This is a genomic window from Pseudomonas sp. 50_B (genome assembly GCF_017491625.1).
Lineage (GTDB): Bacteria > Pseudomonadota > Gammaproteobacteria > Pseudomonadales > Pseudomonadaceae > Aquipseudomonas > Aquipseudomonas danubii.
This window is the reverse complement of sequence record NZ_JAFGYX010000002.1, coordinates 197,627-223,010: the sequence shown is the minus strand read 5'-3', so window position 1 is coordinate 223,010 and position 25,384 is coordinate 197,627. Positions and strand designations below refer to the sequence as shown.

At 60.8% G+C, this 25,384-nt stretch carries 21 protein-coding genes; 14 read left to right on the top strand and 7 right to left on the bottom strand.

Annotation, left to right across the window (positions count from 1 at the left end; genetic code table 11):
* Nucleotides 1-39 precede the first annotated feature (39 nt).
* A complete protein-coding gene (locus tag J5M73_RS04070) occupies nucleotides 40-318 on the bottom strand; it encodes a DUF3509 domain-containing protein (protein WP_019093389.1) in 279 nt (92 codons plus the stop codon).
* Between the two features lie 678 nt (nucleotides 319-996).
* Here J5M73_RS04070 and J5M73_RS04065 point away from each other — a divergent pair.
* The 9 genes from J5M73_RS04065 (at nucleotide 997) to J5M73_RS04025 (ending at nucleotide 12,169) form a co-directional block, all read left to right on the top strand.
* On the top strand, nucleotides 997-2,835 hold the full coding sequence (locus tag J5M73_RS04065) for a long-chain-acyl-CoA synthetase (RefSeq protein WP_102860818.1): 1,839 nt from the start codon (nucleotides 997-999) through the stop codon (nucleotides 2,833-2,835).
* A gap of 97 nt (nucleotides 2,836-2,932) precedes the next feature.
* The gene (locus J5M73_RS04060; protein WP_102860819.1) at nucleotides 2,933-3,451 is read left to right on the top strand and encodes an ankyrin repeat domain-containing protein; all 519 of its coding nucleotides are present in this window, start codon (nucleotides 2,933-2,935) and stop codon (nucleotides 3,449-3,451) included.
* A gap of 114 nt (nucleotides 3,452-3,565) precedes the next feature.
* Nucleotides 3,566-4,096 (top strand): hypothetical protein, encoded by a 531-nt coding sequence (locus J5M73_RS04055; protein ID WP_102860820.1) that lies wholly within the window; start codon nucleotides 3,566-3,568, stop codon nucleotides 4,094-4,096.
* A gap of 84 nt (nucleotides 4,097-4,180) precedes the next feature.
* Nucleotides 4,181-4,372 carry a PLD nuclease N-terminal domain-containing protein gene (locus tag J5M73_RS04050; protein ID WP_102860821.1) on the top strand — a complete coding sequence of 64 codons (192 nt, stop codon included), beginning with the start codon at nucleotides 4,181-4,183 and terminating at the stop codon, nucleotides 4,370-4,372.
* Nucleotides 4,373-4,711: 339 nt separating this feature from the next.
* The gene (locus tag J5M73_RS04045; protein ID WP_102860822.1) at nucleotides 4,712-6,799 is read left to right on the top strand and encodes an LTA synthase family protein; all 2,088 of its coding nucleotides are present in this window, start codon (nucleotides 4,712-4,714) and stop codon (nucleotides 6,797-6,799) included.
* A 354-nt stretch (nucleotides 6,800-7,153) separates the two neighbouring features.
* The gene (locus tag J5M73_RS04040; RefSeq protein ID WP_102860823.1) at nucleotides 7,154-7,678 is read left to right on the top strand and encodes a fimbrial protein; all 525 of its coding nucleotides are present in this window, start codon (nucleotides 7,154-7,156) and stop codon (nucleotides 7,676-7,678) included.
* Nucleotides 7,679-7,733: 55 nt separating this feature from the next.
* Nucleotides 7,734-8,471 (top strand): fimbria/pilus periplasmic chaperone, encoded by a 738-nt coding sequence (locus J5M73_RS04035; RefSeq protein WP_102860824.1) that lies wholly within the window; start codon nucleotides 7,734-7,736, stop codon nucleotides 8,469-8,471.
* A 185-nt stretch (nucleotides 8,472-8,656) separates the two neighbouring features.
* Nucleotides 8,657-11,188: a fimbria/pilus outer membrane usher protein gene (locus J5M73_RS04030; RefSeq protein ID WP_347709941.1), complete on the top strand. Its 2,532-nt coding sequence runs from the start codon at nucleotides 8,657-8,659 to the stop codon at nucleotides 11,186-11,188.
* A gap of 15 nt (nucleotides 11,189-11,203) precedes the next feature.
* Nucleotides 11,204-12,169, top strand: coding sequence for a fimbrial protein (locus J5M73_RS04025; protein ID WP_060844319.1), 966 nt, complete (start codon nucleotides 11,204-11,206; stop codon nucleotides 12,167-12,169).
* 99 nt (nucleotides 12,170-12,268) lie between these two features.
* On the opposite strand, the gene J5M73_RS04020 is transcribed toward J5M73_RS04025, so the two are convergent.
* Nucleotides 12,269-12,421: a DUF3309 family protein gene (locus J5M73_RS04020; RefSeq protein ID WP_007945780.1), complete on the bottom strand. Its 153-nt coding sequence runs from the start codon at nucleotides 12,419-12,421 to the stop codon at nucleotides 12,269-12,271.
* 296 nt (nucleotides 12,422-12,717) lie between these two features.
* Here J5M73_RS04020 and J5M73_RS04015 point away from each other — a divergent pair, with 296 nt between their 5' ends.
* Nucleotides 12,718-13,533 carry an SDR family oxidoreductase gene (locus tag J5M73_RS04015; RefSeq protein ID WP_102860826.1) on the top strand — a complete coding sequence of 272 codons (816 nt, stop codon included), beginning with the start codon at nucleotides 12,718-12,720 and terminating at the stop codon, nucleotides 13,531-13,533.
* Between the two features lie 64 nt (nucleotides 13,534-13,597).
* Nucleotides 13,598-13,930, top strand: coding sequence for a YnfA family protein (locus tag J5M73_RS04010; protein WP_102860827.1), 333 nt, complete (start codon nucleotides 13,598-13,600; stop codon nucleotides 13,928-13,930).
* A gap of 35 nt (nucleotides 13,931-13,965) precedes the next feature.
* Here J5M73_RS04010 and J5M73_RS04005 read toward each other — a convergent pair whose 3' ends face one another.
* The 5 genes from J5M73_RS04005 to mnmC all read right to left on the bottom strand — a co-directional run bounded on the left by J5M73_RS04005 (nucleotide 13,966) and on the right by mnmC (nucleotide 21,293).
* Complete coding sequence (locus J5M73_RS04005; RefSeq protein ID WP_025127101.1) at nucleotides 13,966-14,193, bottom strand: YheU family protein; 228 nt, start codon at nucleotides 14,191-14,193, stop codon at nucleotides 13,966-13,968.
* 86 nt (nucleotides 14,194-14,279) lie between these two features.
* Entirely contained in the window at nucleotides 14,280-15,464 is a 1,185-nt protein-coding gene (locus tag J5M73_RS04000; RefSeq protein ID WP_102860828.1) for an osmoprotectant NAGGN system M42 family peptidase, read from the bottom strand.
* Nucleotides 15,465-15,591: 127 nt separating this feature from the next.
* Nucleotides 15,592-17,337 carry an N-acetylglutaminylglutamine synthetase gene (ngg, locus tag J5M73_RS03995; RefSeq protein WP_102860829.1) on the bottom strand — a complete coding sequence of 582 codons (1,746 nt, stop codon included), beginning with the start codon at nucleotides 17,335-17,337 and terminating at the stop codon, nucleotides 15,592-15,594.
* 3 nt (nucleotides 17,338-17,340) lie between these two features.
* A complete protein-coding gene (locus tag J5M73_RS03990) occupies nucleotides 17,341-19,113 on the bottom strand; it encodes an N-acetylglutaminylglutamine amidotransferase (RefSeq protein ID WP_102860830.1) in 1,773 nt (590 codons plus the stop codon).
* Between the two features lie 203 nt (nucleotides 19,114-19,316).
* Nucleotides 19,317-21,293 (bottom strand): bifunctional tRNA (5-methylaminomethyl-2-thiouridine)(34)-methyltransferase MnmD/FAD-dependent 5-carboxymethylaminomethyl-2-thiouridine(34) oxidoreductase MnmC, encoded by a 1,977-nt coding sequence (gene mnmC, locus J5M73_RS03985; RefSeq protein WP_115580660.1) that lies wholly within the window; start codon nucleotides 21,291-21,293, stop codon nucleotides 19,317-19,319.
* A 148-nt stretch (nucleotides 21,294-21,441) separates the two neighbouring features.
* Between mnmC and pap the strand changes: the two genes are divergently transcribed.
* The 3 genes from pap to J5M73_RS03970 all read left to right on the top strand — a co-directional run bounded on the left by pap (nucleotide 21,442) and on the right by J5M73_RS03970 (nucleotide 25,375).
* Nucleotides 21,442-22,965 (top strand): polyphosphate:AMP phosphotransferase, encoded by a 1,524-nt coding sequence (gene pap, locus J5M73_RS03980; protein ID WP_102860832.1) that lies wholly within the window; start codon nucleotides 21,442-21,444, stop codon nucleotides 22,963-22,965.
* A gap of 103 nt (nucleotides 22,966-23,068) precedes the next feature.
* A complete protein-coding gene (locus J5M73_RS03975; protein WP_102860833.1) occupies nucleotides 23,069-24,253 on the top strand; it encodes a thiolase family protein in 1,185 nt (394 codons plus the stop codon).
* Nucleotides 24,254-24,415: 162 nt separating this feature from the next.
* Entirely contained in the window at nucleotides 24,416-25,375 is a 960-nt protein-coding gene (locus J5M73_RS03970) for a DMT family transporter (RefSeq protein WP_102860834.1), read from the top strand.
* The last annotated feature ends 9 nt before the right edge of the window (nucleotides 25,376-25,384 follow it).

The window sequence follows — 25,384 nt, the reverse complement described above, 5'->3', positions numbered from 1 at the left end:
CGCAAGGTGGGCCGGCCCGAGCAGGAAACCGAAGCTGGCTTACGCGGAGTGGTAAGTCGGCAAGGCAAAGCGGTTCTGGCTTTGCAGCATGGAAATCTGCGGCAGCTCACTGGCCTGTTCGGCCAAGTCACGACGAATTGCACTGATGACCCAGGACAGCTGGTCGGCGGCATGCAGCTGCGCGTAGGAAATCGAACGCTTGAACTGTTTGCCTTCGCTGTTACGCAGGGTGAGCAGGATGCCACCGTCAGGACGGGGTTGAGTGGTCACTTCGAAGTTGGAGAACAGGGAAGAAAACTTTTCTTGGATCAGGCTCATGTCTATCAGCTCCGTTAGCTCTTGAAGGGCAAGCGTGGAGTGATAGGTGCAGCGATTGTGCCAGTATTGTTTTTTTATAAAATCCTTATAAATCAATAGCTTATAATTTCTATGGAATTCCGATCTCGTGCAAATTGCATGAATGGCCATCGTGCATCCTGCATTTTGCAGGTTGGCGGCGATTGACCGTGGGCGTGGCTACAGCGTTATGACCGCTGGCCCCGAGAGAAAATTCAATCGTTTATGGACGGGGCTGGAGGGCCCTGGAGATAACCGGCGGGGAGATACAAAAGTTTGCAAAAACTCCGTGTACAGGCCCGCGACGGCTGACGTATTTTCCAGCCTGTCACGCCGTTTCAATGCTGCCTCGGCGACCCCGCCGAACAGGTTTGAAAGGTGTTTCTGCGACATGGAATGTGTTGCGGCGCGATCCAGCGATCCTGCCCGACGAATAATAAGAAACAGGACGCCCTCCATGAACGGTCCCACTGCATTAGTGCCGGTGCTGTCAGCAGCGCTGCACTTGCCCTGCCTTTATCCCTTTGCGGGTGATCCCCGCAGTCTTCGCTTGCCGGTTGCCGAACCCTGGGTCGCCAACCCCGGTTGAGCCTTGCGCTGGCTGTTGCCAACGCCCGGCCTGGCCCGGGCACAGACCTTTGCTGTCGAACCGGAGCCACCATGAACAAGTACAAGAGCGACATGATCACCTGGGGCATGATGCTGCGAAAGGTGCCGTCCATTGCCAAGGCGCTACCTCGGGTGGTGCGAGGCATGAGGGCAGGGAACATCGACAACCCTGACCAACCCTGTGGACTGGGCTGGAGTTTCGAGCAGGCCACCCTGCGCAATCCCCAGGGGCCGGCCCTGTTGTATGGCGATCGGGTACTCAGTTACTCCCAGGTCAATCAATGGGCCAACCGCATCGCTGCTTACCTGCGGGAGCAGGGCATCGGCAAGGGCGATGTGCTGGCGATTTTCATCGAGAATCGCCCTGAGCTGCTGGTCACGGTGCTGGCGGTGGCCAAGCTTGGCGGGATCTGCGCGATGCTCAACACCGCGCAGACCCAAAGCGTGCTGGCGCACAGCCTGGAACTGGTCAAGCCGGTGGGCATCATGGTCGGTGGTGAGTTGCTGGCGGCTTTTTCCGCAGTACGCGATCAAGTGGATATCGATCCGGCTCGCACCTGGTTCGTGGCCGATCAGGACACCTTCGTCGACCCTGGACCGACTCCGCAGGACCTGGTCAACCTGATGGCCGAGAGCGCCGGTTATCCAGCGGACAATCTGCTGCAGACCCAGCGCATCTTCTTCAACGACCCTTGTTTCTACATCTATACGTCCGGCACCACGGGCCTGCCCAAGGCGGGGATTTTCAAGCATGGGCGCTGGATGCGCACCTCTGCCGGTTTCGGCACCATCGCCCTGGATATGCAGCCCGGCGACGTGGTGTATTGCACCTTGCCGCTGTACCACGCCACCGGACTGTGTGTCTGCTGGGGCTCGGCCATCACCGGCGCCTCGGGGTTCGCCATTCGCCGCAAGTTCAGCGCCAGTCAGTTCTGGGACGATGCGCGTCGGTTCAAGGCGACGACTGTGGGCTATGTCGGTGAGTTGTGTCGCTACCTGATCGATCAGCCCAGCACTGCCCGGGATACCGAGCATGGCGTGTTGAAGATGATCGGCAATGGCCTGCGTCCGGGAGTCTGGAGCGAGTTCAAGCAGCGTTTCGGCGTCGGTCATGTCTGTGAGCTGTACGCGGCCAGCGACGGCAATATCGGCTTCAGCAATATCCTCAACTTCGACAACACCGTGGGTTTTTCCCTGATCCCCTGGGCATTGGTGGAGTACGCCCACGACACCGGGGCGCCATTGCGCAACAGCCAGGGCTTCATGCAGAAGGTCGCCAAGGGCGGTCAGGGCCTGCTGTTGGCGAAGATCGACGACAAGGCGCCGCTGGATGGCTACACCGATCCGGAAAAGAACCTCAAGGTGATCCTCAAGGATGTGTTCGAGAAGGGCGATTGCTACTTCAACACCGGTGACTTGCTGCGCGACATCGGTTTTGGCCATGTGCAGTTCGTCGATCGGCTGGGGGACACCTATCGTTGGAAGGGCGAGAACGTCTCCACTACCGAGGTGGAAAACATTCTCCTGGGGCACCCGCAAGTGGCCGAGGTGGTGGCCTATGGCGTCGAAATCCACAACACCAACGGCCGTGCCGGAATGGTGGCCATTACCCCGGCGGAGTCGCTGGCAACCCTGGATTTCAGTGAGTTGCTGCAATATGCCAGGCAGCAGCTTCCGGCTTACGCGGTGCCGCTGTTCCTGCGGATCAAGGTGAAAATGGACACCACTGGCACCTTCAAATATCAGAAGAGCCGACTCAAGGAGCAGGCGTTCGACCTCGAACGGGTCGGCGACGATCCGGTCTATGCCTGGCTTCCCGGGTCGGATACCTATGTGCAACTGACCCCGCAGATTTTTGCCGATATCCAGGGCGGGCGTCTGCGTTATTGATTCTGCCTATGGCGGCTCTTGGGAAAAAAGGGATGACAGGCTGCGGCCGGCTTGGGGAAACTAGCGCCTTTCCGATTTGCCGAACCTGGAGTTTCCGATGACCGACAAAAGCCGCCAGATGACTGAAGAAGAGGCCGCCCAGTTTGTCGAACAGGTATTCAACGTGGCCCGTCAGGGCGACGCACAGATGCTCGACAAGCTGGCGGCCAGTGGCCTGCCGGTCAACCTGCGCAACCACAAGGGTGACACCTTGCTGATGCTGGCCGCCTATCACGGGCATGTGGACGCCGTGCAGGTGCTGCTCAAGCACCAGGCCGATCCCGAGATTCGCAACGACAATGGCCAGAGCCCGATCGCCGGCGCCGCCTTCAAGGGCGACCTGGCGGTGGTCAAGGCCCTGGTGGAAGGCGGAGCTCAAGTGGAAGGTTCGTCCTTTGACGGGCGTACCGCGCTGATGATGGCAGCGATGTTCAACCGCACGGAAATCGTCACTTACCTGATCAGCCAGGGCGCCGATCCCAAGGCTTGCGACAGCAATGGTGTCAGTGCCCTGGAAGCCGCCAAGACCATGGGTGCGCAGGACACTGCCGCACAGCTGGAAAAACTCCTGGCCTGAGCCGTCAAGGTTCGAGGGGCGAGGGCGCCAGGCCCGCGTCACAGGCGTAGGTCTGGGGGCGCACTTTAGGCTATCCTTCGCGCCCTCGAATTTCCTTGTCTTCAGGATGTCCCCATGAAAACCGCCCTTATCGAACTCATCAGCAAAATCAGCTCCGGGTGCATGGGCGATGCCGAGATCCAGCAGATCGCCGACGAAGCGGCCCAGGCCTACGCCGATCCCCAGGCGTTCCTGGCGGCCAATCCGGACATCAACTACGACGACAGCTTCCCCATTCCCCTGGGCGAGTGGGTGGTGGTCGGTAGCCTGCCGGAGACTGTGCTGTTTCAGGCCGACACTTATGTTGATCTGTTCGCACAGATCGTCGCGTCTTTCGGCAAGGACGTGCCTTTCAACATCAAGCCCAAGCAGTTGGCGAAGATCGAAGCCTTGACGGCCTTGAACCGCATCCAAATCCAGATGGGCAGCATGAACCCGGAAAACGGCGGCTATGTGCTGATGAATTTCAGCCAGTTGCTGGATGACGAACTGCAGATGGTGCTGGTCTACGGCAATGACCTGCCGCGAGTGCTGGAGTTGTGTGCCGAAGTCGGTATCGCCGCAGCGCCGGCCCTGGAAGCGTTGAAGATTGCCGTGCACGTCTGAATCCGCCATAGCGGTGGAATAAAACGGAACCCTGATTCAGCGCGACTATCCTAAAGAGGCACACCTTCATTTGGGAGCGACACCATGGGTTCCACCTTCAATGGCCTGGTTGGCCTGATCATTCTGGCCCTGGATATCTGGGCCATCATCAACGTGCTGAAAAGCAGCGCTGAAACCGGGATGAAGATTGTCTGGGTGTTGTTGATCATCTTCCTTCCCGTACTTGGGTTGATCATCTGGGCCATTGCCGGTCCCCGAGGTAATGTCAGGCTCTGAACCAGGACACGTGACGAACAGCCCCGGCATCATGGCCGGCGATGGAAAAAAAGGGCCGCCAGGCCCTTTTTTGTGTGACTAAACATGCGTTGAACGAAATTTTCACAAGGCCTCAAAGACAATTCGCCGGCATTTTTCCCCTGGTGCGAATCCCGGCAATCTGTTGTTCCAGAGCCGTAGGAGCTGGGCTTGTGGGGAGCGCCCACTAATCAATGGCAATGCCTTCAGTGATCGTGCAACATCTGCGCACCGCGTAATCCCCGTCGCCCTGGCGACAAAAAGAGGGCAGAACGCCACTTTTTCTCTGCAACTTAAACTTCCAATGGGTCCTAAAACCACATGGCAAACTCGGATGCCCTGAGTCAGCAGCGATCCTCGAATCGCCTGCTGCAACCGACCGTCAAATCCCATCTGGCCTACACGCTGCTGTGCGCGCTGGTCATGATGGTGATGTTTTCTTTGTTGCGCGTCGCGCTGTTGATCTACAACCGCGAGATGATTCTCGACACCCCGGCTTCGACCTTCCTCGAAGCGTTTGCCAATGGGCTGCGTTTTGACCTGCGGCTGGTGGTCTACCTCAGCGTACCGCTGGTGCTGGCCATGCTCAGTGCCCGGGCCATGGCGGCTCGCGGGCTGCTGCGCTTGTGGCTGACGGTGACCTCCAGCATTGCCTTGTTCCTTGGCCTGATGGAGATGGATTTCTACCGTGAGTTCCACCAGCGTCTCAACGGTCTGGTCTTCCAGTATGTGAAGGAGGACCCGAAAACCGTGATGAGCATGCTCTGGTACGGTTTCCCTGTGGTTCGCTACCTGCTGGCCTGGGTCGTGGGAGCCTGGATCCTCAGCCTGGCGTTCAAGTGGGCCGACCGTGCCACTCGGCCTCGCGGTCCGTTCAGCGGTGGCAATGTCGGCGCACGCCAGGTTGCGCCCTGGTATGCACGTATTGCGGTATTCGTGGTCTGCCTGCTGATCTGTGTGGTGGCGGCTCGTGGCACCCTGCGCCAGGGTCCGCCGATGCGTTGGGGGGATGTCTACACCACCGAATCGAACTTCGCCAACCAGCTGGGCCTCAACGGCACCCTGCAGTTGATGGCGGCAGCCAAGGATCGCTTCTCCGAAGACCGCACCAATATCTGGAAGGCGAGCTTGCCTCAGCCGTTGGCTCAACAGACCGTACGCGACATGCTGCTGGTGCCGAACGACAAACTGGTGGATGCGGACATCGCCGCCGTGCGCCGTAATTACACGCCGGATGCGGACAAGACCCTGCCGATCAAGAACGTCGTGGTGATCCTGATGGAAAGCTTCGCCGGGCATTCGGTGGGCGCGCTGGGACGTCCTGGGGAGATCACTCCCTACTTCGACAAACTGTCGACACAAGGCCTGCTGTTCGACCGCTTCTTCTCCAATGGCACCCATACCCACCAGGGCATGTTCGCCACCATGGCCTGCTTCCCCAACCTGCCAGGCTTTGAATACCTGATGCAGACCCCGGAAGGCAGCCACAAACTGTCTGGCCTGCCGCAGCTGCTGAGCGCCCGCCAGTATGACGATGTGTATGTCTACAACGGTGATTTTGCCTGGGACAACCAGTCGGGGTTCTTCAGCAACCAGGGCATGACCAACTTCATTGGTCGCAATGACTTCGTCAATCCGGTGTTCTCCGACCCGACCTGGGGTGTGTCCGACCAAGACATGTTCAACCGTGGCCTGGAAGAGTTGAAGGCCCGTGAAGGCAAGGGGCCGTTCTACGCCCTGCTGCAGACCCTGTCCAACCACACCCCGTACGCATTGCCGACGCCATTGCCCGTGGAGAAGGTCACCGACCGCGGTAGCCTCAATGAGCACTTGACCGCCATGCGCTATTCCGACTGGGCGTTGGGCCAGTTCTTCGAGAAGGCGAGCAAGGAGCCGTACTTCAAGGAGACGCTGTTCGTCGTGGTCGGTGATCACGGTTTCGGCAATGAGCAACAGATCACCGAAATGGACCTGGGTCGTTTCAACGTGCCGATGCTGATGATTGCACCCGGTATCCAGGAGAAGTTCGGCCAGCGCGACCACACCGTGGGCACGCAGATCGATATCGTGCCGACCATCATGGGCCGCCTCGGTGGTGATGTGTTGCACCAGTGCTGGGGGCGTGACCTGCTCAACCTGCCCGAAGGCGACAAGGGCTTTGGCGTGGTCAAACCGTCGGGCAGCGATCAGACCGTGGCGCTGCTGACGGCGGATCGGGTGCTGGTCCTGCCCAAGGAAATGCCGCCCAGGCTGTACAAGTACGAGCTGGGTGCAACCCCTGGCGGCGAGCTGATTTCCGGAGCCGCCGATGAGGCGCAGCTCAAGCAGAAGCTGGAATCCTTCCTGCAGACGGCGACCAAGAGCCTGATCGACAACACCGCCGGCGTGGTCAACGGCAAGCCGGATTGACCCTTGGACTTGTCGGCGCTTGTAGAGCGTTGGCAAGACCTTGCTGATAAAGAAAACACCCCTGATGGGGTGTTTTTTTTTGCCTGTCGACAGATGAGGCCATTGATTTGTCTTGAGGTATTTCCCGTTCTTCTTGGGAAAAGTTTCTCGGTGATTAGTCGATTTCTCGCGTTTAAATGGGAAATTTCTTGGATTTTAGGATTCATCTGATGTTAGCCAATACAACAGACTGTAATGATCGCATCCGCTTCGGTCTGGACTGATACACGCAAAACTCCAGACCTGGAACGTAGCATTGATTATTAAATGGGGTGCTGGGTAGTACGCCATGATGATGGTTAAAGGGAGAGTTAAATGAAAAAGTTTCGTTTGGCGGCTGGTGTTGTATCGGCTCTACTCTTCGCGGCAAACAGTGCTTTTGCATATGATGTGCTGTTGAAGTTTGAGGGGAAGGTCGTGCCCACAACATGTCAAGTGGACGGACTTAATGAAATTGGAATGAACCCCGTTAGTACCGAGGCTCTTAAAGAACCAGGTGGTTACGCAGGTGAAAAGGTCTTTTTTATCAGCGTGTCGGGGTGTGATGGCACTAAGTTGAAAGGGATGTTTAGTCCTGATTTTTCTAAAGTTGACCATAAAACAGGCGCCCTTAAAAACAGTGTGCCCGATGGCTCCACGGCTATGATTCAACTGCTTGATCATGAAAGTAAACCTATTGATCTAATGCTCGATTCTATTAGTAAGCCCTATTTTGCGCCTCTGTCTGTAAGTGCAAATGCCGCGCAATTCGTACTAGCTGCTCGGTACTTGGCAGGTGATGTCCCGGTCACAGCAGGTGATGTTAAAGCCGAACTAACCTTTGACCTTGTCTACGAGTGAAATCAAAGCCTTGAAGCCTGAGCTTCAAGGCTTAATCCTGTGAGCGATAGAGCCCATGTTTTGTTGTTTCTTTTCGCGTCTGATCACTTGTATCGCTATTTTGCTGTGCTCTCTCTCCGTCCAAGCCAGCGTGGTGGTTGATGCCACGCGAATTGTCTATCCAGCCAAGGAGCGCGAGGTTTCTCTCAGACTGAGCAATCAGGGGCAACAAGCAGCGCTGGTACAGACCTGGATCGACGATGGCCGCGTCGATGCCAAGCCGGATGAGGTGGATACACCTTTCATGGTGACGCCGCCCATGGTGCGGATCGATCCCGACAAGGGGCAGTCGCTGCGGATTGCCTTTGTACCGTCAACTCATTTGCCCAAGGATCGTGAGTCGGTGTTCTGGCTCAATGTGCTGGATGTACCCCCATTGGCGAGTGCGCAGGTCGGCAATCACATGCAATTGGCGTTTCGTACGCGTCTGAAGTTGTTTTTCCGCCCTGCGGATCTTCCGGGAAGTTCCACTGAAAGCGCGGAGAAACTGCGCTGGAACTTATTCAGATCTGGCAAGGACACTGTCTTGCAGGTGCACAATGATGGAGCCTTTCATGTGTCTTTCAAGTCGGTTGAGTTAAAGCTCAACAATGGTCGGGCTCTAACAGTAAAAAGTCATATGGTCGCTCCAAAATCATCTGCTGATTTTGTTTTTGAACAAACACCCAAAGCCTCGGATGTCGGGGTGGGTGTGATGTACGAATGGATCAACGATTTTGGAGCCAATATGCGTGTTGAGGCCAAGCTTAAATAATAAAGTGCTCCAGGAAAGTTCTTGGTTTTATCCCTTGCTTAATGTTCGTGCCGAGGCATTTGCCTCGGTATTTTCGTCATTGACCCATCGTACTGACTGTTCGGGCAGGTTAGATGAGTGCTTTGTCAAAAAAGTTGTTGTTAGTTATGAATTACGTACTTGCTTACTCTAGAAAGTGTTTGGTTGTGCGTGATGGTTTTATTCTGGGCAGCATGACGCTGATCGGATCGTGGATGGTTATTGATGTCAGCGCGGCTGACGAGCCGATTCGTTTCAATCCGGCGTTCTTTGGCAACAGTCGTGGAGAAACGCTGGACCTGTCCAGGTATGAGCAAGGTAATCCGCTGACGCCCGGGACTTATCGCCTTGATGTGTATCTCAATCAAAACCGGGTTGGGACTCAAGAGATCCTGCTCAGGACTGTGGCCGATGGTTCAAGGGTCGAGCCCTGCCTGCCGCCCGCTTTGCTGGAGCAACTGGGCGTCGATTTCACCCGGCTGCCCGAGGACCAGGCCAACCGGGCCCGCGCCGCCGAGTGCCTGGGGCCCGACGAAATGGTGCCTCAGGGGCGCCTGGAAGTGGACATGGCCGACTTGCGCGCTGATCTGTCCATTCCTCAGTTGTACCTGAGCCGGACCCAGCGCGGTTATGTGTCTCCCAAAGAGTGGGATGCGGGGGTCAATGCAGGCTTTCTCGGCTACAGCAACAACCTGTCCGAGAACCGTAGCAACGGACAGCGCAGTCGCCAGTTTTATAGCGGCCTCAATACGGGGCTCAACCTGGGCCAATGGCGCCTGCGACACAATGGCTCCTACAGTTATGACGATCAGTCAGGTTCCGGCGGTCGCAGCCAGTACAACGCCTTGAGCAGCTATGTGCAGCGCGATATCACCGCGGCCCAGGCCCAGCTGACCCTGGGGGAGTTCTATACCCCCGGCAGTCTGTTCGACAGTTTTTCCTTTACCGGCGTACAACTGCGCAGCGATGAGCGCATGTTGCCTGATTCGATGCGTGGGTTTGCGCCCGTGGTGCGTGGCGTCGCCGATACCACCGCCAAGGTCAGCGTGCGCCAGGGCCAGAACCTGTTGCATGAAACTACGGTGCCCCCGGGGCCGTTTGCCATCGATGACCTGAACAGCGCCGGTTACGCCGGTGACCTCAATGTCACCATCACCGAAGCCGATGGGCGGACCAAAAGTTTTGTGGTGCCCTATGCCTCGATGGCCCAGTTACTGCGACCCGGCAGTTCGCGCTTCAGCCTGAGCGCCGGCCGCTACCGCGATGACAGCCTGGATACGCTGCCCGGTTTTGTCCAGGGAACCTATCAGTACGGCTTGTCCAATCTGTGGACCGGTTATGGCGGCAGTATCCTGGCTCAGGATTATCGAGCGTGGCAGGGCGGGGTGGCCTTGAGCACTTCCCTGGGAGCGGTGGCGCTGGATCTGACCCATTCCCAGGCCTCGGGCTTGAACGATTCAGAGGCTGACGGCCTCACGCAACTCAGTGGTCGCAGCCTGCGCTTGTCGTACAACAAGCTGATTGAAACCACTGCCACCAACTTCAGCGTGGCGGCCTATCGGTTCTCCAGTGAGGGTTATCTGAACTTCGACGAGTACGCTCGCCTGCGGGACAGCCCGTCGCAAGACCGGTCGTTCAAGCAACGCAGTCGGCTGCAGTTGAGCCTGAGCCAGCCGATAGGCGAGCGCATGGGGCAGCTGAACTTTTCCGGTCTGGCGCAGGATTACTGGCGTCGCGATCAGGGGCGGGATCTGAGCTATCAGGTGGGGTACTCCAACAGTTACAGCTGGGGAAGTTTCAGTTTCAGCGCCGCCCGCACCCGCAGCGGAGGGGGCAGCATGGACAATCAATACCTGCTCAGTATCAGTTTGCCTCTGGGACGCAGCCGCTATTCACCCTACCTGAGCTCGTCCATCAACTACGACGGCAGCGGCAATCACGGCGTCAATAGCTCCTTGAGTGGCAGTCTCGGCGAAAACGCTCAGGTCGGTTACAGCCTCTACGGCTCACGTGATCGTTATGCGGGGCAAAGCAACAGCAACTATGGCGGCAACCTGCGTTATGACGCGGCCCATGCCAACTACAACCTGAGCGCCAGCCGTGGCCAGAACTATCAGCAAGCCAGCTTCGCCATGCAAGGCACCCTGGTCGCCCACCCGGGCGGCATCAACGCCACTTCGGGGCAGGGCGAAACCATGGCCGTGCTCGAAGCCGCCGGGGCTAAAGGGGCTCAGGTCCTGAGTAACGCCAACACGCGGATCGCTGATAACGGTTATGCAGTCGTGACCGGACTTACGCCTTATCGACGCAACGATATGGCCCTGGACCCTAAGGGCACTTCCCGGGATGTCGAGTTGGAGATGACCTCGCAACAGACAGCTCCGCGTGCGGGGGCGGTGGTCATGTTGCGTTATCCGACCGTGGTGGGGACGGCCGTGCTGCTCAAACTGGTACGCGATGATGGCCAGATGATTCCCTTGGGCGCGCAAGTTCTCGGTGCCAATGGGGCGGTGTTGACGCAGGTCGGACAGGGCGGCCGAGCCTTTGTTCGGGGGTTGGAAGGTCAGGGCCAGTTGTTGATTCAGTGGGGGGCAGGGCAGAGTTGCCTGGCCTCTTATCGCATGCCCACCGACCCCTCCTCGAATGACGAGTATTACCAGCAATTGGAGTTGCCCTGCCATAAGGGCGCGCAATCTTAAACAGGTAGGTAAGGGATGAGTATCAAAGTCCTGCTCAACAATCGATGGTCCTTAATGGCGTGGTTACTGCTTGCCACCATTCATGGCGGTCACGCTTGGGCCAATAAATGCATCGGAGAGCCATTGGCGACGCACTTCACCAGTGCCGATTTCGCCATGCTCAAGCCTCCGCGCGATATTCCGGTGGGCAGCACTATCCTGGTCAAGGAGATAGACCAGGGCAAAACCACCATGAACTGCAACGGCGATGGACTCTGGTTTGACTACGGCTTTGTCGGTGGCGCTACCAAGACCGCCTATGAACATGTCTATGAGACGGGAGTGCCTGGGATTGGCATGCGGATTTACTGGTACAACGAGGGAGGGGTTTATATGGACTGGCCCAGGTTCGAGCGTCGAATAACCCCCAACGCCTATTTACCACCGCACAAGTTCAAGTTCGAACTGGTGAAGACCGGCACCATCAGTTCGGGAAAGTTTATCGATCACAAGATCAGGATTTATTATCACAACCAACTGAGCAATGAGATTTTGTTCAATAACGTGTCCTACACCGCTCAGAGCAGGGGGTGTACTGTCGCCCGTCCGGTGCAAACGGTCACCATGCCCACTGTTCCACTGGGCAAGTTCAAGCCGGATGCCACTCCGATCGGCCCCAAGTCGTTTGCGATCGATCTTGAGTGTGACAAAGGCGTCAAGGTTGCCTATTACATCACCGGGCTCAACAGCAACCTGCATATTCTAAAAAATAGCGAGGGGAAGGGCATGGCCAAGGGCGTGGGCCTGTTCCTGGTACAAGGTGATGCCAGCAGCCCGATTCTGCAAGAGCTCAGCACCCGCACTGAATTCAAGACTTCGCAAACCACTGTCGATGGCGAATTGCTGAGTATCCCGCTCACCGTCTTTTATTTTCAGTACGGTCCGGAAGTAACGGCAGGCGATGTCCTGGCCAACGCCACGGTTACGTTCATGTATGAATGAACGGGGGTTCTTCACTCGTCTGTGAACCCTGCCCAGCGTCCTGTCGTCAGGACGCTGGCTGTTTCAGTAGTCAGTTCACGCTAAAGCGGTCTGGCTGATTCAAATCCTGCCCAGCAGCAATAACACCAAGAGCACCACCAGCACGACGCCGATGATTCCCGAAGGGCCATAACCCCAACTTCTGGAGTGGGGGAATACAGGCAGGCCGCCAATCAGCAGCAAAATCAGAATGACGATCAGAATGGTGCCCATGGTGGTTTCCTTGAATTGAATAGAGTTGAACAACACAGTTGTTCAAGGACAACTTGGCTTTATGAATAAAGCCAAGCGCTTAATAAATCCGACTCTGCGCCTATCGAGATAATTCCAAATTTTTTAATGCATTGCGCTGCCCGGGTTATTTCCTTTGCGTCTGTCATCGGTCGCGCGGCACCGTGCACCCGGCCAGTGGTTTGCCCGGGGCATTCAGCAGCCTGATGGTGCGTGGGTGGCGCAGGGGCCTTCGCTACACTGCGGCCCATCTTCCCCGGAACAACAAGGCAACTCTTATGCACAATCGCATGATGATCACTGGCGCGGGCTCCGGCCTGGGTCGCGAAATCGCTTTGCGCTGGGCCCGCGATGGCTGGCGGCTGGCCTTGTCCGATGTCAGCGAAGCGGGTCTGCAGGAAACCCTGAAACGGGTCCGCGAAGCTGGTGGCGACGGCTTCGTGCAGCGCTGCGACGTGCGTGACTACAGCCAGTTGACGGCGTTTGCCCAGGCTTGCGAAGTCAAGTTCGGCGGCATCGACATCATCGTCAACAACGCCGGTGTGGCTTCGGGCGGTTTCTTCAGCGAGCTGTCCCTGGAGGATTGGGACTGGCAGATCGCGATCAACCTGATGGGCGTGGTCAAGGGCTGCAAGGCCTTTCTGCCGCTGCTGGAACAGAGCAAGGGCAAGATCATCAACATCGCCTCCATGGCCGCCTTGATGCAGGGCCCGGCGATGAGCAACTACAACGTGGCCAAGGCCGGCGTGGTGGCGCTGTCCGAGAGCCTGCTGGTCGAGCTGGCGCAGCAGGAAATCGGCGTGCACGTGGTCTGCCCGTCGTTCTTCCAGACCAACCTGCTGGATTCCTTCCGTGGTCCGACCCCGGCGATGAAGGCCCAGGTGGGCAAATTGCTGGAAAGCTCGCCGATTACCGCCGCCCAGATTGCCGATTACATCCACACCCAGGTCAACGCCGGTCAGTTCATGATCCTGCCCCACGAGCAGGGACGCATGGCCTGGGCCCTGAAGCAGCAGAACCCTCAGGCGCTGTACGACGAAATGACCCTGATGGCCGACAAGATGCGCGCCAAGGCCAAACAGAGCGCTCCTTGAGCTTGCTCCACCCCCTTGGCCTCGTTAGGGTTGCCGGCACCTGGCAATCCTGACGAGACCTTGCATGCTCAATTACCTGTGGTTCTTCCTCGCCGCGCTGTTTGAAATCGCCGGCTGCTATGCCTTCTGGATGTGGCTGCGCCAGGGCAAGAGCGCCTTGTGGGTGATTCCCGCCCTGATCAGCCTGACCCTGTTCGCCCTGCTGCTGACCAAAGTCGAAGCCACTTACGCCGGACGCGCCTATGCCGCCTACGGTGGCATCTACATCGTTGCGTCCATTGGCTGGCTGGCGGTGGTGGAGCGGGTGCGGCCCCTGGGCTCGGACTGGCTGGGGCTGTTGCTGTGTGTGATCGGGGCCAGTGTGATTCTGTTCGGCCCGCGCTTTTCCAACGGTTGAGCATCCCGGCCCAAAGGTTTGGGCCGGTCCAGGCATCAGTCGAACAGCTCCTTGGGCACGTCGTGCTTGAGCATCAACTGGCACTGTTCGCTGTCTGGATCGAAAACGATCACCGCCTGGCCCTTGCTCAGGGCCTGACGAACCCGCAGCACGCGGGTTTCCAGAGGCGTCTCATCGCCGTTATCGGTGCCCTCGCGGGTGACGAAGTCTTCGATCAGACGGGTCAGGGTGTCGACTTCAAGTTGGTCGTGGGGAATCAGCATGGGGGGCCTCCGAAAAACAATCCCGGATGCTACTGCGCCCGGGGGTATGCCGCCAGTTGTAGCGCGCACAAACCCCGGGTTGCGGTTCAGGACTTGTTGCCCACCAAGCTGTCCACCGAGGGCACCCGAGTGTCGCTTTCCATCTGTGTGTCGTGTTCCAGCTGATGACTGAAACGGTCCAGGGAGCCCTGGGCCGGCTGTGCATCGCTGGCGAACACCGGTGGGCTGAGGATATAGGCGCTGAGCAAGCGGCTGAGCGCCGCCAGGCTGTCGATGTGGGTGCGCTCGTAGCCGTGGGTGGCGTCGCAACCGAAGGCCAGCAAGGCGGTGCGAATGTCATGGCCGGCGGTGACCGCCGAATGGGCGTCGCTGAAGTAGTAGCGGAACAGGTCGCGGCGCACCGGCAGTTCGTGCTCGGCGGCCAGACGCAGCAGGTGCCGGGACAGGTGATAGTCGTAAGGGCCGCCGGAGTCCTGCATGGCCACGCTCACCGCGTGCTCACTGGAGTGCTGGCCCGGTGCGACCGGGGCGATGTCGATGCCGACGAATTCGCTGACGTCCCAGGGCAGGGCCGCCGCCGCACCGCTGCCGGTTTCCTCGGTGATGGTGAACAGCGGGTGGCAGTCGATCATCAAGCTTTCACCGCTGTCGACGATGGCCTTGAGCGCTGCCAGCAGGGCGGCGACGCCGGCCTTGTCATCCAGGTGCCGGGCGCTGATGTGGCCGCTTTCGGTGAACTCCGGCAGCGGGTCGAAGGCGACAAAGTCGCCCACGCCTATACCCAAGGATTCGCAATCGGCGCGGGTGGTGCAATAGGCGTCCAGGCGTAGTTCGATGTGGTCCCAACTGATGGGCAACTCGTCCACCGCGGTGTTGAAGGCGTGGCCGGAGGCCATCAGCGGCAGCACGCTGCCGCGCAGTACACCGTTGTCGGTGAACAGGCTGACCCGGCTGCCCTCGGCAAAGCGGCTGGACCAGCAGCCTACGGGTGCCAGGATCAGGCGGCCGTTGTCCTTCACCGCACGGACGCTGGCGCCGATGGTGTCCAGGTGCGCCGAGACGGCCCGGTCGGGGCTGTTCTTCTGGCCCTTGAGGGTGGCGCGGATGGTGCCGCGCCGGGTCAGTTCGAAGGGGATGCCCAGTTCTTCCAGGCGTTCGGCAACGTAGCGCACGATGGTGTCGGTAAAGCCGGTGGGGCTGGGAATGGCGAGCATTTCCAGGAGGACTTTCTGCAGGTAGGCGAGGTCCGGTTGGGGCATCGGGCGGGTCATGGAAACTCCTGATGAAAAAAGGCCATCGATGGTTTCGATGAGGGCATGGATGGAGGGCCTGGGGGGGCGCCTTCGCTGGCGAGCCAGCTCCTACCAATGGGGCAGGAGCCGGCTGGCCGGCGAAGGATCAAGGCGCCGGTTGGCTGTGGGGAAACAGCAGATCGATAAAACGCTCGGCGGTGGGCTGCGGTTCGTGGTTGGCCAGCCCGGCGCGTTCGTTGGCTTCGATGAACACGTAGTCCGGCTGGTCTGCTGCCGGCACCAGCAGGTCCAGGCCGACCACCGGAATGTCCAGGGCCCGGGCCGCGCGGATGGCGGCGTCGGCCAGGGTCGGATGGAGAATGCCGGTGACGTCTTCCAGGGTGCCGCCGGTGTGCAGGTTGGCGGTGCGCCGGACGAACAGCCGCTCGCCGGCCGGCAGCACGCTGTTGTAGTCGTAACCGGCGGCATGCAGGGTGCGCTGGGTTTCCGCGTCCAGGGGAATCTTGCTTTCGCCGCCGGTGGCCGCCTGGCGTCGGCGGCTGCGGGCCTCGATCAAGGCGCCAATGGAATGCCGACCGTCGCCGATGATCTCGGCGGGACGGCGGATGGCCGCGGCCACCACTTCAAAGCCGATCACCAGGATGCGCAGGTCCAGCCCTTCGTGGAAGCTTTCCAGTAACACTCGGCTGTCAAAGCGGCGGGCCTGGTCGATGGCGCGCTGCACCTCTTCAATCGTGCTCAGATCCACGGCCACGCCTTGTCCCTGTTCTCCGTCCAACGGCTTGACCACCACCCGCTGGTGCTCGTCGAGAAACTCCAGGTTGTCGTCGGCGTTGCCCGCCAATTGCTGGGCGGGCAGCTTCAGGCCGGCCTCTTTGAGCACCTTGTGGGTCAGGCTCTTGTCCTGGCACAGGCTCATGCTGATGGCACTGGTCAGGTCGCTCAGGGATTCCCGGCAGCGCACCCGGCGCCCGCCGTGGCTGAGGGTGAACAGCCCGGCGTCGGCGTCATCCACCTGGACATCGATGCCACGGCGATGGGCCTCCTCGACGATGATCCGTGCATAGGGGTTGAAGTCCGCCTGGGGCCCGGGGCCGAGGAACAGCGGCTGGTTGATGCCGTTCTTGCGCTTGATGGCAAAGGTCGACAGGGTGCGAAAGCCCAGCTTGGCGTAGAGGTTCTTGGCCTGGCGGTTGTCGTGCAGCACCGACAGGTCCAGATAGCTCAGGCCGCGGCTCATGAAGTGTTCGATCAGATGCCGCACCAGCACTTCGCCCACGCCCGGGCGGCTGCAATCGGGGTCCACCGCCAGGCACCAAAGGCTGCTGCCGTGCTCCGGGTCCTGGTAGGCCTTGTGGTGGTTCAGGCCCATGACGCTACCGATCACCGCGCCGCTGTCTTCGTCCTCGGCCAGCCAGTACACCGGACCGCCCTGATGGCGCGGAGTCAGCAGCTTCGGATTGATGGGCAGCATGGCCCGGGCCTGATACAGCTGATTGATGGCCTGCCAGTCCGATTCGCTCTGGGCCCGACGGATACGGAAGCCGCGAAACACCCGGGTGGCCTGGCGATAGTCGCTGAACCACAGACGCAGGGTGTCGGAAGGGTCAAGGAACAGTTGCGCCGGTTCCAGCCCGAGCACCTGTTGCGGCGCCGCCACATACAGAGCGATGTCGCGCTCGCCGGGACGCTCGTTGAGCAACTCCTCGGCGAGGCGGGTGGGGTTGGGAAAGGTATGGCCGATCAGCAGTCGGCCCCAGCCGCAATGCACGGCGATGGGTTCATTGCCGGGTTCGCTGCCGTCTTCGGCAAAGCGCGCTTGCAGACGTTCATAGGACGGCGCCTGGCCGCGCAGCAGGCGTTGGCTGTAAGCCGTGGCGTGAGCTTTCATCGGTCAGATTCCTTGTTCGCTGAGCCACAGGTTCAAGGCCGCCAGTTGCCACAGCTTGGAGCCGCGCAGGGGCGTCAGTTGGCCCTGGGGATCGGTCAGCAGGCGATCGAGCATGGCCGGGTTGAACAGGCCGCGATCCTGGCTCGGGTCCAGCAGCAGTTCACGCACCCAGTTCAGGGTGTCGCCTTGCAAATGCTTGAGGCCCGGCACCGGGAAGTAGCCTTTCTTGCGGTCGATGACCGCGCTGGGGATCACCCGCCGCGCCGCTTCCTTGAGCACCTGCTTGCCACCGTCCGGCAGCTTGAAGCGCGCCGGCACCCGGGCCGACAGCTCCACCAGGCGGTAGTCGAGGAACGGCGTGCGCGCCTCCAGGCCCCAGGCCATGGTCATGTTATCCACACGTTTGACCGGGTCATCCACCAGCATCACCGTGCTGTCCAGGCGCAGGGCCTTGTCCACAGGCGCGTCGGCGCCGGGTTGGGCGAAATGCTCGCGGACGAAGTCGCCGGCGGCGTCGTGTGCCGTCAGCCATTGTGGCTGCACGGTGGCCGCGTAGTCGTCGTAGCTGCGATCGAAGAAGGCCGCACGGTAGGCGGCATACGGGTCGCTGGCGCCGTCTACCTGCGGGTACCAGTGGTAGCCGGCGAACAGTTCGTCGGCGCCCTGGCCGCTTTGCACCACCTTGCAGTGCTTGGCCACTTCTCGGGACAACAAATAGAAGGCGATGCAATCGTGGCTGACCATCGGTTCGCTCATGGCGCGGAACGCCGCCGGCAACTGGTCGATGATCTCGCCCTCGTCGATGCGCAACTGGTGATGCCGGGTGCCGTAGTGGCGGGCAATCAGGTCCGAGTACTGGAACTCGTCGCCGCGTTCGCCGCCGGCATCCTCGAAGCCGATGGAGAAGGTCGACAGGTCGTCTACCCCGACTTCCCGCAGCAGGCCTACCAGCAGGCTGGAATCGACACCGCCGGACAGCAGCACGCCGACATCCACCGCCGCCCGTTGCCGGATGGCCACCGCCTCGCGGGTGCTTTCGAGCACTCGGTCAGTCCAGTCTTCCAGCGTCAGCCGGGCTTCGTCGGCACGGGGGCCGTAGGGCAGGGACCACCAGGTCTGCTGTTCGCTGCGGCCGTCGGCTTCGATGCGCATCCAGGTGGCCGGTGGCAGTTTCTCGATGCCCGCCAGCAAGGTGCGTGGCGCCGGCACCACGGCGTGGAAGTTCAGGTAGTGATTGAGCGCCACCGGGTCGAGGATCGGGTTGATGTCGCCGCCCTTGAGCAAGGCCGGCAGGGCTGAGGCGAAGCGCAGCCGCTGGCCGGTGCGCGACAGGTACAAAGGCTTGACCCCGAGGCGGTCGCGGGCGATGAACAGGCGCTGGGCATCGCGCTCCCAGATGGCGAAGGCGAACATGCCGTTGAGCTTGGGCAGCAGGTCGGCGCCCCAGGCGTGGTAGCCCTTGAGCAGCACTTCGGTGTCACCGCCGGAGTGGAAGGCATAGCCCCGGGCTTCCAGTTCGGCGCGCAGTTCGGGGAAGTTGTAGATCGCGCCGTTGAAGGCCAGGGACAGCCCCAGCTGGTTGTCGATCATGGGCTGCGCCGAGCCATCCGACAGGTCCATGATTTTCAGCCGCCGATGGCCGAGGGCGATCGGGCCCTGGCTGTGAAAGCCCCAGGCGTCGGGGCCACGGGGGGCCAGGTGATGAGTGATTCGTTCAACCGCTGCCAGGTCGGCAGGTTGATGATCAAAGCGTAATTCGCCAGCTAATCCGCACATAAGTCCTTACCGGTTTTTCCGTTGGGGAGAGTCAATCTGCAGTCGCCAAAAGGGCGGCTACCTGGAAACTGACCTGTGCATAACTCGGGAGTTTTAGATCAATCGGTTATAAGCAGTTGAGCGAGGGCGGGCTGTTGGATGGAGTCGGTCGTGCTGGCTAGCGGTCATGGGCGGCGCTGAAAAATCAGCGCCGCCGCTCTGCTTCAGGCCTGGCCGCGAATCAGGCGACGCAGGGCGAAGCGATTGGGATGGCAGGCTTCGGCCACGCTCCTGGGCAGTGGCAGCGGCTCGTTTTCCAGCCAGGCGGCCAGCAGTTCGCCTGACAGCGGCGCGGTGATTAGCCCGCGAGAACCATGACCGCTGTTGATGTACAGGCCGTCGAGCCAGGGGCAGGGCAGGTCCGGCACCTGGCGCGCGTCCTTGCCCAGGGCGGCGTAGGTGTCGGCGAACGCTTCCGGGTCCGCCAGAGGACCGACGATGGGCAGGTAGTCCGGGCTGGTACAGCGGAAGGCCGCGCGGCCTTGCAGGCGGTCCAGGGGCAACTGCTCGGCGTTCAGGCGTTGCAGCAGGTCGCTGGAAATTTCCCGCAGCATCGCAAGGTTACCGGCATGTTCGGCAGTGGTCGGCGTCAGGTCCTGGCTCTTGAAGTCGAAGCTGGCGCCCAGGGTGTGCTCGCCCAGTCGCGGCGGAGCGACGTAACCCTCGGCGCAGACCACGGTGGCCAGGCTCTGACTGTGCTCGGTTTGTGGTAGGCGGGTGATCTGCCCGCGAATACGTTTGAGGGGCAATTCGGCGCTGGCCGGGAAGCGTTTGATTTCGGCGGCACCGGCAAGGATCACCACCGCTGCGCTGGCCAGCATCCGTTCGCCGTCCCAGGCTTGCCATTGCTGGTCGACCCGGCGTAACTCCAGCACGTCCTGATGAGTCAGGACCCGGATCTGCGGATGCTTGGCCTGCCACTGGCACAGGGCGGGCGGATGCACCCAGCCACCTTCGGGATAGAACAGGCCGCCGTGGTCCAGGCCGATGCCGGCCAGGGCCTGGGCCTCTGGCTGATCCAGCCGCCGCAGCAGGTCGGTGGGGAAGGCCGCGGCCAACTGCGCCTGGCGTTCGGCCTCCTTGGGATTGAACGCCAGTTGCAGCACCCCGCAAGCGTCCCAGTCCTGGCCGCGTTGCAGGTGTTCCAGTTGGCGTCGGGTGTAGCCGAAGCCACTGAGGATCATCTGCGACAGTGCGGTGCCGTGGGCTGAAAGCTTGAGGTAAAGCACCCCTTGCGGATTGCCCGAGGCTTCCTGGGCCAGTTGCTCATGGCGTTCCAGTAATTGCACCTGCCAACCGCGGGCAGCGAGGCTGGCGGCGCTGGCGCAACCGGCCAGCCCGCCGCCGATCACCAGCGCGGTTTTGGCCTGGACCGGCGGGCGGGCGAACCAAGGCTTGGCTCGGGCTGGCGGCGGCGCGTCTTCCGGCCAGCCGAGGAAGTCGCCGCGCAGCACTTCCCATTTGCGACCGATGCCCGGGGTGCGCTTCATCTTGAAGCCCGCCGCGTTCAACAGGCGGCGTACCCAGCCGGTGCTGGTGAAGGTGCTGAGGGTGGAGCCCGGCGCCGCCAGGCGCGCCAGTTCTGCGAACAGTTCCGGGGTCCACATGTCGGGGTTCTTTGCCGGGGCGAAGCCGTCGAGAAACCAGGCGTCGATCTGGGCGTCCAGTTGCGGCAGTTGCTCCAGGGCATCGCCGATCAGCAGGGTCAGGGTGACCCGGGCATCGTCCAGCACGATGCGCTGGAAGCCAGCGTGCACGGCGACGTAGTGCTTGAGCAGCGGTTGGCTCAGGTCCGCCAGTTCCGGCCACAGGGCCAGGGCCCGTTGCAGGTCGGCCGGACTCAGGGGGTACTTTTCCACGCTGACAAAATGCAGCCGGGCAGTGGCCGGCGCCTGCTCCTGGAACAACTGCCAGGCGCAGAGAAAATTCAGCCCGGTGCCGAAGCCGGTTTCACCGATGACAAATTTTTCGCCTGCCTCGAGCGCGGCAAAGCGCTCCCGCAGGCGGTTCTGTTCGATGAACACATGGCGGGTTTCATCCAGGCCCGAGTCGCTGGAGAAGTACACATCATCGAAGACCCGCGAGCGCGGGCGTCCTTGGTCGTCCCAGTCGAGCTGGGCGTGGGGCAGTTCAGGTGTCATGTTCGGCTCGTTTGGCGCAAGGCGGCCATTCTAGCCGATCACCGGCCCCGTGCCTGATCCACGGCAAGCCGCGGCGGGTTCAGGGATTTGTTTTCCTTGGCGCAGGTCCATCCGCTAGTCTTGGACAATTCTTGGAAGGGAGCCACCCATGTTCGAATCCGCTGAAATCGGTCACGCCATCGACAAAGAAACCTACGATGCCGAGGTGCCGGCCCTGCGCGAGGCCTTGCTCGAAGCCCAGTTCGAGCTACGGCAGAAGGCCAAGTTTCCAGTGATCGTGCTGATCAATGGTATCGAGGGCGCGGGCAAGGGCGAGACGGTCAAGCTGCTCAACGAATGGATGGACCCGCGGCTGATCGAGGTGCGCACCTTCGACCAGCAGACCGACGAGGAACTGTCCCGGCCACCGGCCTGGCGTTACTGGCGGATGCTTCCGGCCAAGGGGCGCATGGGGGTGTTTTTCGGCAACTGGTACAGCCAGATGCTCCAGGGCCGGGTGCATGGCCAGATCAAGGACCCGCGCCTGGACCAGGCAATTAATGGCGCCGAACGCCTGGAAAAGATGCTCTGCGATGAAGGCGCGTTGATCTTCAAGTTCTGGTTTCACCTGTCCAAGAAACAGATGAAGGACCGCCTCAAGTCCTTGCAGGATGACCCGCTGCACAGCTGGCGCATCAGCCCGCTGGACTGGCAGCAGTCGCAAACCTACGACAAGTTCGTCAAGTACGGCGAGCGGGTGTTGCGCCGCACCAGTCGTGACTACGCGCCCTGGCATGTGATCGAGGGCGTCGATCCGCATTACCGCAGCCTTACTGTGGGCCGGATTCTGTTGGAAGGATTGCAGAATGCCTTGAGCCGTCAGCCATTGAAGTCGACCCAGGTCAACGCCGCGCCGTTGCCGACAGCGGTGGATCAACTGAGTCTGCTGGACAGCCTGGACATGACCCAGCATCTGGACAAGGACGACTACGAGGAACAGTTGATTACCGAGCAGGCGCGTCTGGCTGGTTTGCTGCGGGACAAGCGCATGCGCAAGCATGCCCTGGTGGCAGTGTTCGAAGGCAACGACGCGGCCGGCAAGGGCGGCGCCATTCGCCGCGTCGCGGCGGCGCTCGACCCGCGCCAGTACAGCATCGTGCCGATTGCCGCGCCCACTGAAGATGAACGGGCGCAGCCTTACCTCTGGCGTTTCTGGCGGCATATTCCGGCGCGCGGCAAGTTCACCATCTTCGACCGTTCCTGGTACGGCCGGGTGCTGGTGGAGCGGGTCGAGGGCTTCTGTCAGCCCACTGACTGGCTGCGGGCCTACAGCGAGATCAACGACTTCGAAGAGCAGTTGGCCGATGCCCGGGTGATCGTGGTGAAGTTCTGGCTGGCCATCGACAAGGACACCCAACTGGAGCGCTTCCAGGCACGGGAGGCGATTCCCTTCAAGCGCTTCAAGATCACCGAGGACGATTGGCGCAACCGCGACAAGTGGGGTGACTATCGTGCCGCTGTCGGCGACATGGTGGACCGGACCAGCACCGAAGTGGCGCCCTGGACGCTGGTGGAGGCCAACGACAAGCGCTGGGCACGGGTCAAGGTCCTGCGCACCATCAATCGGGCCCTGGAGACCGCGTTCGAGCGTTCCGACAAGCACGACAAGAAACAGAAGAAGGACAAGAAGTAGACCGATGGTCGCGCATACGCCCAGTGAATGATTGTCGCGGTGGGCGAGGAGGGGGATCTATGCTCGATGCTCTTTCCTGCCGCCAACAACAGTGAGGTGCGTCATGCGTGAAGTGGTGATCGTCGACAGCGTGCGGACTGGCCTGGCCAAGTCCTTTCGCGGCAAGTTCAACCAGACCCGTCCGGATGACATGGCCGCTCACTGCGTCAATGCGCTGCTCGCCCGCAACGGCATCGACCCGGCCAGTGTCGAGGACTGCATCGTCGGCGCCGGCTCCAATGAAGGCGCCCAGGGTTTCAATATCGGTCGCAACGTTGCCGTGCTCTCGGCTCTGGGCACTGGCACCGCGGGCATGACCCTCAACCGATTCTGTTCTTCAGGCCTGCAGGCGATCGCCATCGCCGCCAACCAGATCGCCTCCGGCTGCAGCGACATCATCGTCGCCGGTGGCGTCGAGTCCATCAGCCTGACCATGAAGAGCGTCAATACCGACAACCTGATCAACCCGCTGCTCAAGGAGCAGGTGCCGGGCATCTATTTCCCCATGGGCCAGACCGCCGAAGTGGTCGCCCGGCGCTATAACGTCAGCCGCGAGGCCCAGGACCTCTACTCCCTGCAAAGCCAGCAACGTACCGCCCAGGCCCAGGCTGATGGTCTGTTCAGCGACGAGATTGTGCCGATGACGGTCAAGTACAAGGTCGAGGACAAGAACACCGGACAGGTGCAGATGGTTGACGGCGTGGTGGATCGTGACGACTGCAACCGCCCCGATACCACTCTGGAGAATCTCGCAGCGCTCAAGCCGGTGTTTGCCGAGGATGGTTCGGTCACTGCGGGCAACTCTTCGCAGCTGTCCGATGGTGCCTCGATGACCCTGGTGATGAGCCTGGAGCGGGCCCTGGCCCTGGGACTCAAGCCCAAGGCGTTCTTCCGCGGCTTTACCGTGGCCGGCTGCGAGCCTGATGAAATGGGTATCGGCCCGGTGTTCTCGGTGCCCAAGCTGCTCAAGGCCAAGGGGCTGACGGTGGATGACATCGACCTGTGGGAACTCAATGAGGCCTTTGCGTCCCAGTGCCTGTATGCCCGCGACCGGCTGGAGATTGATAACGCCAAGTACAACGTCAATGGCGGTTCGATTGCCATTGGCCACCCGTTTGGCATGACCGGTTCCCGTCAGGTGGGGCATCTGGTGCGTGAGTTGCAGCGGCGCAACCTGCGGTATGGCATCGTCACCATGTGCGTGGGGGGCGGCATGGGCGCCACCGGGTTGTTTGAGGCAGTCCGTTAGGTTTCTAGTGCATCACCGACCAAGCCGGCCCCTATGGGGGACGGCTTGTGCTGTTTACGACCGGCACAATCGTGTTTGCGCTTTGCTGCCAACTGTCTCTGTGTCGGCCCCTGGCCCGGGCCTAGAATGTGGACCTTGCTCGTCAGGCTTTGTGGGGTTCGCATGCATGTCTCGTCCGGTCGTTGGGTTTATGGCTTGTTCCTCGCCTTATTGACCGCGTTGTTGTGGGGCATCCTGCCCATCAAGCTCAAGCAAGTGCTGCTGGTGATGGACCCGGTGACCGTGACCTGGTTTCGCCTGCTGGTGTCCGGCGGCTGTCTGTTTTTCTATCTGGCGGCGGTGGGGCGTTTGCCGCGTTGGCGCGCGCTCGGTCCCAAGGGTGTGTGGCTGGTGCCGATTTCGGTCTTGGGGCTGGTGGGCAACTATGTGTTGTACCTGATGGGCCTGAACCTGCTGAGCCCGGGCACGGCGCAACTGGTGGTGCAGATGGGCCCGATCCTGTTGCTGATCGCCAGTGTCTTTGTGTTCAAGGAGCGCTTCAGTCTGGGGCAGGGCCTGGGACTGCTGGTGCTGTTGCTCGGTTTCGGGCTGTTCTTCAATCAGCGCCTGACCGAGCTGCTGACCTCCCTGAGTGACTACACCGCCGGAGTTCTGACCATTCTCGCGGCTTCGGCGGTCTGGACTTTTTATGCCCTGGGCCAGAAGCAATTGTTGAGCGTGTGGAATTCCTTGCAGGTGATGATGGTGATCTACCTGTTCTGTGCCTTGCTTCTGACGCCTTGGGCGCATCCGCTGGAAGCCTTGGAACTGAGCCCGTTGCAGGGCTGGCTGTTGTTGGCTTGTTGCCTGAATACCCTGATCGCCTATGGCGCCTTTGCCGAAGCCCTGGCCCATTGGGAGGCGTCGCGGGTCAGTGCGACCCTGGCAATCACGCCCTTGGTGACCTTTGCCGCGGTGGCCTGGGCGGCCTGGCTCTGGCCAGAGTATGTACACGCCGAACAGATCAATGGCCTGGGTTATGGCGGGGCGCTGCTGGTGGTACTGGGGTCGGCCTTGACGGCGTTGGGGCCGTCGCTGATGGCGGGGTTGCGCGCCCGACGGCAGCGGATCGCTGCGGGGTGAGTTTCGCTG